The following is a 13,119-nucleotide window of genomic DNA, read 5'->3' as shown; positions in this document are numbered from 1 at the left end:
GCCGCGGGCTCATCCTTCACCGCCGGAGCTTTTAACCCCGTCCCATGCGGGACAGAGTGTTATCCGGTATTAGACCCCGTTTCCAGGGCTTGTCCCAGAGTGAAGGGCAGATTGCCCACGTGTTACTCACCCGTTCGCCACTAATCCACCACCGAAGCGGTTTCATCGTTCGACTTGCATGTGTTAAGCACGCCGCCAGCGTTCGTCCTGAGCCAGGATCAAACTCTCCGTGAATGTTTACCCGTAATCGGGTGCACACATCACGAGAGCGGAACAACCGGTCGGAATAAGACCCGTTGTTCACAGCGTCCTCGCTGTGTCATTGCCTACCCGGTCACCGAAGTGAACCCGGTAGGACTTTCAAAGGAACCACCAACCTGCCGAAGCAGGCCGGGGTATCAACATATCTGGCGTTGACTTTTGGCACGCTGTTGAGTTCTCAAGGAACGGACGCTTCCTTCGGTCCCGTTTCACCGGGGCCCTCCGGGCGCTTCCCTTCGTTCTTGCGTTTCCGACTCTATCAGACTCTTTCGTGTCCGATTCCCGGTCGAAGCGGGGTGCTTTCGAGGTTCTTCGCTTTCGCGTTTTCCCTTTCCGGCGGTTCCAACTTTACCAGACTCTTTTTCGTTCCGTTTCCGGTCCGAATTCGATTTCCGGCAGCCTGTGGAGTGGCCTTGCCTTTCGGCGGATCCGACTTTATCAGAGATTCTGAGTCGGAATTCCCGCCCCGTCGGGTGGTTCTCCGGGCGCACGAGTGCGCGCGGTGCTTCCCGTTCAGGCGGAGACGTAAACGTACTGGAGCGGGGCTCCCCGATGCAAATCGAGGGCCCCGCTCCAGGTCAGACGGTTGCGAGGGGTCAGACCTCGACGACGACCGGAAGGATCATCGGGCGCCGACGGTAGGTGTCGGACACCCACTTACCGACGGTGCGGCGGACCATCTGCTGGAGCTGGTGGGGCTCCATCACGCCGTCCTGTGCCGACTTGTCCAGGGCTTCCTGGATCTTCGGCGTGACCGCGACGAAAGCACTGTCGTCGATGCCGGAACCCCGGGCCTGGATGTGGGGGCCGCCCACGATCTTGCCGGAGGAGCTGTCGACCACGATGAAGACCGAGATGATGCCCTCGTCGCCGAGGATGCGGCGGTCCTTGAGGGAGGTCTCGGTGACGTCGCCGACGGAGAGGCCGTCGACGTAGACGTAACCGGCCTGGACCTTGCCGACGATCTTGGCCTTGCCGTCGATGAGGTCGACGACCACGCCGTCCTCGGCGATGACGATGTGGTCCTTGGGTACGCCGGTGAGCGCGCCCAGTTCGGCGTTGGCCCGCAGGTGGCGCCATTCGCCGTGGACCGGCATCAGGTTCTTCGGCTTGCAGATGTTGTAGAAGTACAGCAGCTCGCCGGCCGAGGCGTGGCCCGAGACGTGGACCTTGGCGTTGCCCTTGTGGACGACGTTGGCGCCCCAGCGGGTCAGGCCGTTGATCACGCGGTAGACCGCGTTCTCGTTGCCGGGGATGAGGGACGACGCCAGGATCACCGTGTCGCCGGGAACGATCCGGATCTGGTGGTCGCGGTTGGCCATCCGGGAGAGGGCCGCCATCGGCTCGCCCTGCGAACCCGTGCAGACCAGCACGACCTCGTCGTCCGGGAGGTCGTCGAGGGTCTTGACGTCGACGACCAGGCCGGCGGGAACCTTCAGGTAGCCCAGGTCGCGGGCGATGCCCATGTTGCGGACCATCGAGCGGCCGACGAAGGCGACCCTTCGGCCGTACTCGTGGGCGGCGTCCAGAATCTGCTGGATGCGATGCACATGGCTCGCGAAGCTCGCCACGATGATGCGCTTCTGAGCGTTCGCGAAGACCGTGCGCAGGACGTTGGAGATGTCCCGCTCCGGCGGTACGAAGCCGGGAACCTCGGCGTTCGTGGAGTCGGACAGGAGGAGGTCGATGCCCTCCTCGCTGAGGCGCGCGAACGCGTGCAGGTCGGTGAGACGGCCGTCCAGCGGAAGCTGGTCCATCTTGAAGTCACCGGTGGCCACGGCCATGCCCGCGGGGGTGCGGATGGCGACGGCGAGCGCGTCCGGGATCGAGTGGTTGACCGCGATGAACTCGCAGTCGAAGACGCCGATGCGCTCGCGCTGTCCCTCGGTGACCTCGAGGGTGTACGGACGGATCCGGTGTTCCTGGAGCTTCGCCTCGATGAGCGCGAGGGTCAGCTTGGAGCCGATGAGGGGGATGTCCGGCTTCAGGCGCAGCAGATACGGGACACCACCGATGTGGTCCTCGTGGCCGTGCGTGAGGACGATGCCCTCGATGTCGTCCAGGCGGTCCCGGATCGTGGTGAAGTCCGGGAGGATCAGGTCGATGCCCGGCTGCTCCTCCTCGGGAAAGAGGACGCCGCAGTCGACGATGAGCAGGCGGCCGCCGTACTCGAAGACCGTCATGTTGCGGCCGATCTCGCCCAGGCCGCCGAGCGGGGTGACCCGCAGGGCGCCCTTCGGGAGCTTCGGCGGGGTACCGAGTTCAGGATGCGGATGACTCAAAAGACTCTCCTTACCACGCACGCCACGTACCGCTGAGGCACGTGGCGCGCATGTCATTCGTGCACTTGCTGTTGTCTTGGGGTGGTGCTCGATGCGAGTCGCCTCGCGTGTTCAGTTGTGAAGTCTGTGATCAGAGCTGTACCCCGCCGGCGGCGAGATCGATCTTGAGCTGGGCCGTCTCCTGGGCGCTGAGCTCCACCAGGGGCAGGCGCAGCGGTCCGGCCGGGAGGCCCTGGAGGGTCAGGGCGGCCTTCGTGGTGATGACGCCCTGGGTGCGGAACATGCCTGTGAAGACCGGGAGCAGCTTCTGGTGGATCTCGGTGGCCTTCTGGACGTCGCCGCTCAGGTGCGCCTCGATCAGGGCCCGCAGGTCCGGGGTGACCATGTGGCCGACCACGGAGACGAAGCCGACCGCGCCGACCGAGAGGAGCGGCAGGTTGAGCATGTCGTCGCCGGAATACCAGGCCAGTCCCGATTCGGCGATGGCCCAGCTGGCGCGGCCCAGGTCGCCCTTGGCGTCCTTGTTCGCGACGATCCGCGGGTGATCGGCCAGCCGGACGAGGGTCTCGGTGTCGATCGGGACGCCGCTGCGGCCGGGGATGTCGTACAGCATCACGGGCAGGCCGGTGGAGTCGGCGATGGCCGTGAAGTGCCGGAGCAGGCCCTCCTGCGGCGGCTTGTTGTAGTACGGCGTGACGGCGAGCAGGCCGTGGGCGCCGGTGCGCTCGGCCGTCCGGGCGAGCTCGACGCTGTGGCGGGTGTCGTTGGTGCCGATGCCGGCGACGACATGCGCTCGGTCGCCGACCGCTTCGAGTACCGCTCGTACGAGCTGGTCCTTCTCCGTGTCACTGGTGGTCGGGGACTCACCGGTGGTGCCGTTGACGATCAGGCCGTCATTGCCTGCGTCCACCAGGTGGGCGGCGAGCCGCTGGGCGCCGTCGAGGTCGAGAGCGCCGTCCGCCGTGAAGGGCGTGACCATAGCGGTGAGGACCCGCCCGAAGGGGGTCTGCGGAGTGGAGATCGGAGCCATGGGTAACACGCTACTCGCTGCTCAGCGCGCGGGGTCCCCTCGGGGGGACGGGGAAGAGGAGCCCGGCACTGCCTGCTCGGGGGTTCAAGCAGTGCCGGGTCCGTTTGATCAGCCTAGATGAACTTCTCGAAACGCCGCAATACGGACACCGCCTACGGGGCTACCCGTCCATTTTTGTTGAAGGCCGCATGAGTGAGCGGCATGAGCTGCTCCCAGTGGGCTTCCATCTGCTCGCCGACCATCTCGATCTCGCGCTGCGGGAAGGACGGGACCTTCGCCAGCTCGTGCTGGGTGCGCAGGCCGAGGAAGTGCATCAGGGAGCGTGCGTTGCAGGTGGCGTACATCGAGGAGAACAGGCCGACCGGCAGGACCGCGCGGGCGACCTCGCGGGCCACGCCCTCCGCCAGCATCTCCTGGTAGGCCGCGTAGGAGGCCCGGTAGGACTCCTCCATGGCGCGGGTGGTGACGTCGTACTGCTCCTCGGTGCCCTCGACGAACACGTACTTGCCGGGGCGGCCCTGCTGGACCAGCTTGCGGGAGGTTCCGGGGATGTAGAAGACCGGCTCCAGCTCCCTGTAGCGGCCCGATTCCTCGTTGTACGACCAGCCGACGCGGTGCCGCATGAACTCGCGGAAGACGAAGATCGGGGCGCTGATGAAGAAGGTCATCGAGTTGTGCTCGAACGGGCTGCCGTGCCGGTCGCGCATGAGGTAGTTGATGAGCCCCTTGGAGCGCTCGGGGTCCTTGGTGACCTCTTCGAGCGACTGCTCGCCGGCGGTGGAGACCCGGGCGGCGAACAGCACGTCCGCGTCGCGCGCGTCGCTCTTCACCAGCTCGACGGTGACATCGCTGCGGAAGTGGGGCTTTGCGGGTTCGGGGGTGTCGGTCACCGACAGGGGTCCTTCCAGGGGCTTCGCTCGGGCGGCGACCACTTTACGGGCCTGCGGACCGTGCATGTACGTGGCGGTCTCGGGCAGCCGTTCGTGGAGTTCCCCCAACAAGTACGGCGATTCGGGCACCGATCCGGTCTCTCGTACGTCTGACTCATTAGCAGCACCCGCCACTCAGATCAAGGAGAGCTTCCTCATGTTCCGCCGGCGTGAAGCCGTCCCGTTCTCGTTCGTCGCCGAGTCCGACCGATTCCGCAGTAATGTCACTCCGCCTCCCTCCGCCCGCGCCACCGTTCCCGAGCTGCTGGGGCGGTCCCTCGTCGGGCTGACCGTGGTCGCCGGTCTCGTGGGCTCACTGCTGCTGGGGCTTCCGGCGCTCGACTCCGGGCAGTCCGCGGGGCACGACAAGCAGTCCACCGCGTCCCAGGGCCGCTGACTCGTACGTCGTCGGCCGCGTAGGCCGCTGACTCGTACGGACCCCCTGGGGTGGTCGGGTCGGTGGCACCCTCGGTAGCCTCACCGGGCACAGCAATCGAGCGTGCTTGTGAGTGAGGATGAGTCGTGCCCCTGCCCTTTCTGACGGCCGACCGCGCATTCGATGCGAGCGCGGAGGACGTTGCGCTGCCGTTCGACGACCACGACAGCTGGCGGCGGCCCTACCGCCCCGGCCCGTGGCGGGTCGCGGCGGCGGCCACCCTGTTGTTGCTGGCCTCGTTCGTTCTGCTCGCGGCCATGATCATCGGTGTGGCCGGAGCGCCTTCGGGCGCCACCGTGTGTCTGACTCTGGCCGGCGCCGTCATCGCCGCAGCCCTGCGGCTGCTGCGGGTCGGCGCGTGGGTCAGCCGTCACGGCGTGCGGCGTGTCGGCTTCTTCCGGACCACCACGGTGGCCTGGAGCGGCACGTCGGCGGTGCGTACGGTCCAGCAGCCCGTGAAGTGGATGGGCCTTCCCCGTACGGTCCAGGGCCAGGCGCTCGTGGTGGTCCGGCAGAGCGGTGAGACGCTGCCGCCGCTGGCCACCGACCACAACGCGGACTTCCTCGGGCGTGAGGAAGCGTTCGAGCGGGCCACGGATGCGGTGGAGGCCTGGGCGGACGAGTATCGGCAGGGGTGAGTTTCTGCCTGCCGTCGCCGCCTGTACGTGAGTGAGCCCGGGGCCCTTGAATGGGTCCCGGGCTCATCTGCGTACGGGCGTGCGGCGGGAAAGGTGTCCTCAATCGCCGGACGGGCTTGGTTGGTGTCCTCAAGCGCCGGACGGGCTTGGTTGGTGTCCTCAAGCGCCGGACGGGCTGGTGGGTGCGGCCGGGCTGGAAGGTGCGGGGATATCCGGCGCGTCGGAGGGGGCGGGGATGTCCGACGCGCTAGAGGGTGCGGGGGCGTCCGGCGCGCTGGAAGGGGCGGGGGTGTCCGGCGCGCTGGAAGGGGCGGGAGGAGCCGAAGGGGAGCTCGGGGCGGAGCGGTGCAGGGCGATCGCTCGCTGCATCGCCTTGCGGGCTCTCGGGGTGTCTCTGGCGTCCTGGTAGGCGACCGCCAGCCTGAACCAGGTGCGCCAGTCGTCCGGGGCGTCCTCGGTCTCCTCACGGCGCTTGGTGAAGACCGCGTCCGCGGAGTCCCGGTCGATGCGGCCGGACGGTGTGCGGAGCAGGTCGTCGACCGGGAGGCCGCCCTCCGCGTCCAGCTCGGCGGCCAGCGCGTTGGCGCGACGGACGAACTGGGTGTTCTTCCAGAGGAACCAGATGCCGATCACCGGCAGGACCAGCACGGCGACGCCGAACGTGACCGTGACGAGCGTGCCGTGCCGGATGAGCATCAGGCCACGGCTGCCGACCAGGACGAAGTAGAAGACCAGGACGGCGGCCGTGACGAGGTAGGTGATCTTTGCGCGCATGAGGGGCTCAGTCAGTTCAGGTCGAGGAAGTGTTCCAGGCCGAACGTGAGGCCGGGAGTGGTCACCACGCGGCGGACGCCGAGCAGGATGCCCGGCATGAAGCTGCTGTGGTGGAGGGAGTCGTGGCGGATGGTGAGGGTCTCGCCCTCGCCGCCGAGGAGCACTTCCTGGTGGGCCAGCAGGCCGCGGAGCCGGATCGCGTGGACCGGGACGCCGTCGACGTCCGCGCCGCGCGCGCCGTCCAGGGCGGTTGCGGTGGCGTCCGGCTGGGGGGCGCTGCCCGCCTTGGCGCGGGCCGCCGCGATGAGCTGGGCGGTGCGGGTGGCCGTGCCGGAGGGGGCGTCGACCTTGTTGGGGTGGTGGAGCTCGACGACCTCGACGGACTCGAAGTAGCGGGCGGCCTGCTCCGCGAACTTCATGGTCAGGACGGCACCGATGGAGAAGTTCGGGGCGATCAGGACGCCCGTCCCCGGGGAGTTCTCCAGCCAGGTGGTCAGCTGCGCGAGCCGTTCGTCGGTCCAGCCCGTGGTGCCGACGACGGCGTGGATGCCGTGCCGGACACAGAAGTCGAGGTTGCCCATCACCGACGCGGGGGTGGTGAGCTCGACGACGGCCTGGGCGCCCGCGTCGGCGAGGGTCTCCAGCTTGTCCCCCCGGCCCAGGGCCGCCACCAGCTCCAGGTCGTCGGCGGCCTCGATCGCCCGTACGGCCTCGGAGCCGATGCGGCCCTTCGCACCGAGAACGGCTACGCGCAGCTTGCTCATCTTGATTCCTTAAGGGATTAAGGGATTAAGGGATTAGGAGACCGCTTCTTCCAGGCGGTCCGCCTGCTTGTCCTTGAGCGGGCCGATGACCGAGAGCGAGGGGCGCTGGGTGAGGAGCTCGCCCGCCACCTCCCGTACGTCGTCGGGGGTGACCTCCGCGATGCTGGCCAGCATGTCGTCGACCGACATCTGCTCGCCCCAGCACAGCTCGCTCTTGCCGATACGGTTCATCAGCGCGCCGGTGTCCTCCAGGCCGAGGACGGTGGAGCCGGAGAGCTGCCCGATGGCGCGGGCGACCTCGTCGTCGTCCAGGCCGTGGGTGGCGACCCGGTCCAGTTCGTCGCGGCAGATCTTCAGGACGTCGTGGACCTGGCTGGGCCGGCAGCCCGCGTAGACGCCGAAGAGGCCGCAGTCGGCGAAGCCCGAGGTGTACGAGTACACGCTGTAGGCCAGGCCGCGCTTCTCCCGGACCTCCTGGAAGAGGCGGGAGCTCATGCCGCCGCCGAGGGCGGTGTTGAGGACGCCGAGCGCCCAGCGGCGGTCGTCGGTGCGGGCGAGGCCGGGCATGCCGAGGACCACGTGGGCCTGCTCGGTCTTGCGGTTCAGCAGCTCGACCTTGCCGGCGGTGCGCAGGGTGCGGGAGCCCTCGCGGGGCGCCATCGGGACGGCGTCCGTACGGGAGAGGGCGCCGGCCTTCTCGAAGGCCTTGCGGACCTGGCGTACGACCGTGGCGTGGTCGACGTTGCCGGCGGCGGCGACGACCAGGTGCGTGGGGTCGTAGTGCTTCTTGTAGAAGCGGGCGATCTGGCCGCGGTTCAGCGCGTTGATCGTGTCGACGGTGCCGAGGACCGGGCGGCCGAGGGGGGTGTCGCCGAGCATCGTGTGCGCGAACAGGTCGTGCACACAGTCGCCCGGGTCGTCCTCGGTCATCGCGATCTCTTCGAGGATGACGCCGCGCTCGGCGTCGACGTCCTCGGGGGCGATCAGCGAGCCGGTCAGCATGTCGCAGACGACGTCGATCGCGAGCGGCAGGTCGGTGTCCAGGACCCGCGCGTAGTAGCAGGTGTACTCCTTCGCCGTGAAGGCGTTCATCTCGCCGCCGACCGCGTCGATCGCGGAGGAGATGTCGAGGGCGGTGCGCTGGGCGGTGCCCTTGAAGAGGAGGTGTTCGAGGTAGTGGGTCGCGCCGTTCAGGGTGGGCGTCTCGTCGCGGGAACCGACGTTGGCCCAGATGCCGAAGGTGGCGGACCGGACGGAGGGCAGGGTCTCGGTGACGATCCGCAGACCGCCCGGGAGGACGGTCCGGCGGACGGTGCCGATGCCGTCCTTGCCCTTCAGAAGCGTTTGGGTACGGGCGACGGCCCGCCCCTCCGAGGAGGGGCGGGCCGTCGTCGCGGAACTACGGGACGTCACTTGTCGGTGTCGTCCTTCTTCTCGTCCTCTTCACCCTCGACGACCGGGATCAGGGAGAGCTTGCCGCGGGAGTCGATCTCGGCGATCTCGACCTGGACCTTGGCGCCGACGCCGAGCACGTCCTCGACGTTCTCCACGCGCTTGCCACCGGCGAGCTTGCGGATCTGCGAGATGTGCAGCAGGCCGTCCTTGCCCGGCATGAGCGAGACGAACGCACCGAAGGTGGTGGTCTTGACGACCGTACCCAGGTAGCGCTCGCCGACCTCCGGCATGGTCGGGTTGGCGATCGCGTTGATCGTGGCGCGGGCGGCCTCGGCCTGCGAACCCTGCTGGGCACCGATGTAGATGGTGCCGTCGTCCTCGATCGTGATGTCGGCGCCGGTGTCCTCCTGGATCTGGTTGATCATCTTGCCCTTGGGGCCGATGACCTCACCGATCTTGTCCACCGGGATCTTGACGGTGATGATCCGGGGGGCGTTCGGGGACATCTCGTCCGGGACGTCGATGGCCTCGTTCATGACGTCCAGGATGTGCAGACGCGCGTCACGGGCCTGCTTCAGCGCGGCGGCCAGGACCGAGGCGGGGATGCCGTCGAGCTTGGTGTCGAGCTGGAGCGCGGTCACGAACTGCTTGGTGCCGGCGACCTTGAAGTCCATGTCGCCGAAGGCGTCCTCCGCACCGAGGATGTCGGTGAGGGCGACGTAGTGGGTCTTGCCGTCGATCTCCTGCGAGATCAGGCCCATGGCGATACCGGCGACGGCGGCCTTGAGGGGCACACCGGCGTTCAGCAGCGACATGGTGGAGGCGCAGACCGAGCCCATGGACGTCGAGCCGTTGGAGCCCAGCGCCTCGGAGACCTGGCGGATCGCGTAGGGGAACTCCTCGCGCGACGGGAGGACCGGCACGATGGCGCGCTCGGCGAGCGCTCCGTGGCCGATCTCGCGGCGCTTGGGCGAGCCCACGCGGCCGGTCTCGCCGACGGAGTACGGCGGGAAGTTGTAGTTGTGCATGTAGCGCTTGCGGGTCACCGGGGAGAGGGTGTCCAGCTGCTGCTCCATGCGGAGCATGTTGAGGGTGGTGACGCCCAGGATCTGGGTCTCGCCACGCTCGAACAGCGCCGAGCCGTGCACGCGCGGGATGGCCTCGACCTCGGCGGCGAGCGTACGGATGTCCGTGACGCCGCGGCCGTCGATGCGGACCTTGTCCTTGATGACGCGCTCGCGGACCAGCTTCTTGGTCAGCGCGCGGTACGCGGCGGAGATCTCCTTCTCGCGGCCCTCGAAGGCCGGGAGCAGCTTCTCGGCGGCGATCTCCTTGACGCGGTCCAGCTCGGCCTCGCGGTCCTGCTTGCCGGCGATGGTGAGCGCCTGCGTCAGCTCGGAGGTGACGGCCTTGGCGAGCGCCTCGAAGACGTCGTCCTGGTAGTCGAGGAAGACCGGGAACTCGCCGACCGGCTTGGCGGCCTTGGAGGCGAGGTCGGACTGGGCCTTGCAGAGCGCCTTGATGAAGGGCTTCGCGGCGTCCAGACCGGCGGCGACGATCTCCTCGGTGGGGGCCTCGGCGCCGTCCTTGACGAGCTGGATGGTCTTCTCGGTGGCCTCGGCCTCGACCATCATGATCGCGACGTCGCCGTCCTCCAGGACGCGACCGGCGACGACCATGTCGAAGACGGCGTCCTCGAGCTCGGTGTGCGTCGGGAACGCGACCCACTGGCCCTTGATCAGGGCGACGCGGGTGGCGCCGATCGGGCCGGAGAAGGGCAGGCCCGCCAGGATGGTGGAGCAGGAGGCGGCGTTGATCGCGACCACGTCGTACAGGTGGTCGGGGTTGAGCGCCATGATCGTCTCGACGATCTGGATCTCGTTGCGCAGGCCCTTCTTGAAGGAGGGGCGCAGCGGGCGGTCGATCAGGCGGCAGGTGAGGATCGCGTCCTCGGAGGGCCGGCCCTCACGACGGAAGAAGGAGCCGGGGATCTTGCCGGCCGCGTACTGCCGCTCCTCGACGTCCACCGTGAGGGGGAAGAAGTCGAGGTTGTCCTTGGGCCGCTTGGAAGCGGTGGTGGCCGACAGCACCATGGTGTCGTCGTCCAGATACGCGACGGCGGAGCCGGCGGCCTGCTTGGCCAGGCGGCCCGTCTCGAAGCGGATGGTGCGGGTGCCGAAGGTTCCGTTGTCGATAACGGCCTCGGCGTAGTGGGTCTCGTTCTCCACTAGTGATTTCTCCATACTCGTCGTCTTTCGTCCTCACGCCCGTGTGGCGGGGGACGGTGCGGGAGAGGCGCACCGTGGATGCGGGCCGGTCTTCGATCGAAGCTCCCGGGCATGTTCCCGGGGGCCACTACCGAGGACCGGCGGCGGCGTCGTCGCGCCTCTCCCTCGTCTTGCGTGCGTGTTCGTCACGCTGGTCGTGCGGGTGTCGCTACGCCCAGGTTACTGAGCTTGACACCGGTCGTGCACGTACGGCAAAGGGAGCGGTCCCCTCAAACGCGGGAACCGCTCCCTTTCCACAGCGTCCTTACTTGGCGCCGCCGGCCGCGCCACGGCGGATGCCGAGGCGGTCGACGAGCGCACGGAAGCGCTGGATGTCCTTCTTGGCCAGGTACTGCAGGAGGCGGCGACGCTGGCCGACCAGGATCAGCAGACCACGACGGGAGTGGTGGTCGTGCTTGTGCGTCTTGAGGTGCTCCGTCAGGTCCGAGATCCGGCGGGAGAGCATGGCGACCTGGACCTCGGGGGATCCGGTGTCACCCTCCTTCTGGGCGAACTCGGACATGATCTGCTTCTTCGTAGCGGCGTCGAGCGGCACGCGTACTCCTCTTGATGTTCGAAGCGCCCACGAGTGCCCCTGGTCTTGATCTCAGGGGAGCTTCCGTGACTCGGAGGCGAAGGTCCGATGAGCGCAGCCCCCAGGATGATCCGAGGACGCGTACACAAACGGCCACTGGACAGAGTACCAGCCGTTCGGGTCACGCCTCGCCGCTGGTCAGGTGGTGAGGCGGCGGGGTCAGCCGGTGAGGGCGCGGGCCCGGACGAAGACGTCGAGGACCGCCAGGCAGAGCGGGACCAGCGAGAGCAGCACCACGCTCTCGGTCAGGTCGAGGAGGCGGCCCCAGAACGGCGAGAGCCCCTTGCGCGGGATGACCAGGCCGATCGCGGTGAGCAGGGCGGCTCCGGCGGCGACGGCGGCGGAGAGCCAGATCGTACGGATGTCCAGGGCACCGCGGTCGCCGTAGCGGACCAGCTCGTACAGGAGGTCGGTCGGCGGGTTCAGGGAGAGGCCGAGGACGAGGAGCCCGATGGCGCCGATGCCGGCCACCAGGACGCAGGCGACCTGGGAGGTGTAGCGGAAGAGGCGGGCGCGCAGCAGCATGGCGAGGCCCGCGGCCAGGGCGAGGAACTGGCCCCAGATGTTGTCGGAGAAGCCGAGGACGGCGGCCGAGCCGACGACCACGGCCGCGCAGCCGCCGACGAGGCCGAGGAGCATCTCGTGGCCGCGGCGGGCCTGGGCGGCGATGCGGTCGGCGTCGACGGGCTCCGGGTCGCCTTCGGGGGTGTTCGGGTCGGTGTCGTCGTAGCCGGCCGGAGCGGTGCGCGGCGAGGCGTAGCCGATGGGCAGGCGGGCGAAGCGGGCGGAGAGGCCGGGCAGGAAGGCGACGAGTCCGAGGGCGACGGGGGCGCAGACGGCGGCGGTCTCGGTGGCGGAGGCCTCGGTGAGGATCGCGACGAAGGTGGCCAGGGTGCCGACGGTGGCCAGGAAGGTGGTCGCGACGAAGGGTGCGTCGCCGCTGGGGGTCAGGGCGACCAGGACCACCGAGGCGATCAGCACGGCGACGCAGCCGAGCAGGAACTGCAGGCGGCCGGGCCCCTGGCCGGCGTCCGGGCCGATGATTCCGGAGCCGGCGATGAGGACGAGCGGGAGAGCGCCGAGGCCGAGGGCGACGGCGGTGGAGCGGTCGCCGTAGACCCGGGCGCGTACGCCGGCGAAGGCGGTGAGGAGCAGTCCGGCGGATCCCGCGATGATGCCGGGCAGGCTGTGCATGTCGTGGCGCACCGGGTCGGCGAACCAGATCACGAAGGCCATCAGGACGAGCAGCAGGACGCCGCCGACCAGGCCCGCGCCGCGCAGGAGTTCGTCGCTCCACAGGTGGCGGTCGCGGGTGACGGCGGAGGCGACGGCGTCGGAGACGTCGTCGAAGACCGCGGGCGGCAGCGACTGGGCGAAGGGGCGCAGGCTGAGGATCTCGCCGTCGAGGACCTGCTGGGCGCCGAGGGTGCGGGCGCCGTCCAGAACCGTTCCGTCGCGGCGGACGAGGTGGAAGCCGGTGGGTGTTCCGGCGGCCTGGGTCTGGCCCGTGAGACGCAGGATCTCGGGGTAGACGTCGGCGACGGCGATGTCCTCGGGCAGGGCGACGTCGATCCGGCTGTCGGGTGCCACGACGGTGACGCGGCAGAAGCCCGTCGCTGCGGTCGTACTCACGTGTCTGGATCCCCCTGATTCGCGGTTGCGCACGGTGCGCGCGCCACCCTACCGGGAGGGGGCCGGGCGGCCTGCAAGTAGGATCGCCGTCGCGCGGACGGAAGTTGTGCGCGCAC

Annotated in this window: 10 protein-coding genes, 1 rRNA gene and 1 pseudogene; 2 read left to right on the top strand and 10 right to left on the bottom strand. The window is 68.7% G+C overall.

The window, feature by feature from the left end; all coding sequences use genetic code 11:
* The 4 genes from G3I54_RS05395 to thyX form a co-directional block, all read right to left on the bottom strand.
* Positions 1-234: ribosomal RNA gene (locus tag G3I54_RS05395) — 16S ribosomal RNA — on the bottom strand; the annotation flags it as partial.
* Between the two features lie 623 nt (positions 235-857).
* Positions 858-2,543 carry a ribonuclease J gene (locus tag G3I54_RS05390; RefSeq protein WP_164611654.1) on the bottom strand — a complete coding sequence of 562 codons (1,686 nt, stop codon included), beginning with the start codon at positions 2,541-2,543 and terminating at the stop codon, positions 858-860.
* 130 nt (positions 2,544-2,673) lie between these two features.
* Positions 2,674-3,573 (bottom strand): 4-hydroxy-tetrahydrodipicolinate synthase, encoded by a 900-nt coding sequence (gene dapA / locus G3I54_RS05385; protein ID WP_030589914.1) that lies wholly within the window; start codon positions 3,571-3,573, stop codon positions 2,674-2,676.
* A 152-nt stretch (positions 3,574-3,725) separates the two neighbouring features.
* Positions 3,726-4,463, bottom strand: a complete 738-nt coding sequence (gene thyX, locus G3I54_RS05380) for an FAD-dependent thymidylate synthase (protein ID WP_164611658.1) — start codon at positions 4,461-4,463, stop codon at positions 3,726-3,728.
* 196 nt (positions 4,464-4,659) lie between these two features.
* Between thyX and G3I54_RS05375 the strand changes: the two genes are divergently transcribed.
* Entirely contained in the window at positions 4,660-4,899 is a 240-nt protein-coding gene (locus G3I54_RS05375) for a hypothetical protein (RefSeq protein ID WP_164611652.1), read from the top strand.
* Positions 4,900-5,024: 125 nt separating this feature from the next.
* Positions 5,025-5,576: a hypothetical protein gene (locus G3I54_RS05370; RefSeq protein WP_164611650.1), complete on the top strand. Its 552-nt coding sequence runs from the start codon at positions 5,025-5,027 to the stop codon at positions 5,574-5,576.
* 321 nt (positions 5,577-5,897) lie between these two features.
* Here G3I54_RS05370 and G3I54_RS05365 read toward each other — a convergent pair.
* From G3I54_RS05365 to eccD, 6 genes and pseudogenes are all read right to left on the bottom strand, one after another.
* Positions 5,898-6,350: pseudogene (locus tag G3I54_RS05365) on the bottom strand (tetratricopeptide repeat protein); the annotation flags it as partial.
* An 11-nt stretch (positions 6,351-6,361) separates the two neighbouring features.
* On the bottom strand, positions 6,362-7,114 hold the full coding sequence (gene dapB, locus G3I54_RS05360) for a 4-hydroxy-tetrahydrodipicolinate reductase (RefSeq protein WP_164611646.1): 753 nt from the start codon (positions 7,112-7,114) through the stop codon (positions 6,362-6,364).
* Between the two features lie 33 nt (positions 7,115-7,147).
* Positions 7,148-8,527, bottom strand: a complete 1,380-nt coding sequence (locus G3I54_RS05355; RefSeq protein WP_164611644.1) for a pitrilysin family protein — start codon at positions 8,525-8,527, stop codon at positions 7,148-7,150.
* Complete coding sequence (locus G3I54_RS05350; RefSeq protein ID WP_164611656.1) at positions 8,524-10,737, bottom strand: polyribonucleotide nucleotidyltransferase; 2,214 nt, start codon at positions 10,735-10,737, stop codon at positions 8,524-8,526. The genes G3I54_RS05355 and G3I54_RS05350 overlap by 4 nt, the downstream gene beginning before the upstream one ends.
* 304 nt (positions 10,738-11,041) lie before the next feature.
* The gene (rpsO, locus tag G3I54_RS05345; RefSeq protein ID WP_003965855.1) at positions 11,042-11,332 is read right to left on the bottom strand and encodes a 30S ribosomal protein S15; all 291 of its coding nucleotides are present in this window, start codon (positions 11,330-11,332) and stop codon (positions 11,042-11,044) included.
* A gap of 198 nt (positions 11,333-11,530) precedes the next feature.
* Positions 11,531-13,003, bottom strand: a complete 1,473-nt coding sequence (eccD, locus tag G3I54_RS05340; protein ID WP_164611642.1) for a type VII secretion integral membrane protein EccD — start codon at positions 13,001-13,003, stop codon at positions 11,531-11,533.
* Positions 13,004-13,119 lie beyond the last annotated feature (116 nt).

Origin of the sequence: Streptomyces sp. SID14515 (assembly GCF_010548505.1) — a bacterium.
In the GTDB taxonomy this organism is placed as follows: Bacteria; Actinomycetota; Actinomycetes; order Streptomycetales; family Streptomycetaceae; genus Streptomyces; species Streptomyces caviscabies.
Note: the sequence above shows the minus strand (reverse complement) of the source record. Positions and strands in the feature narration are given on the sequence as shown.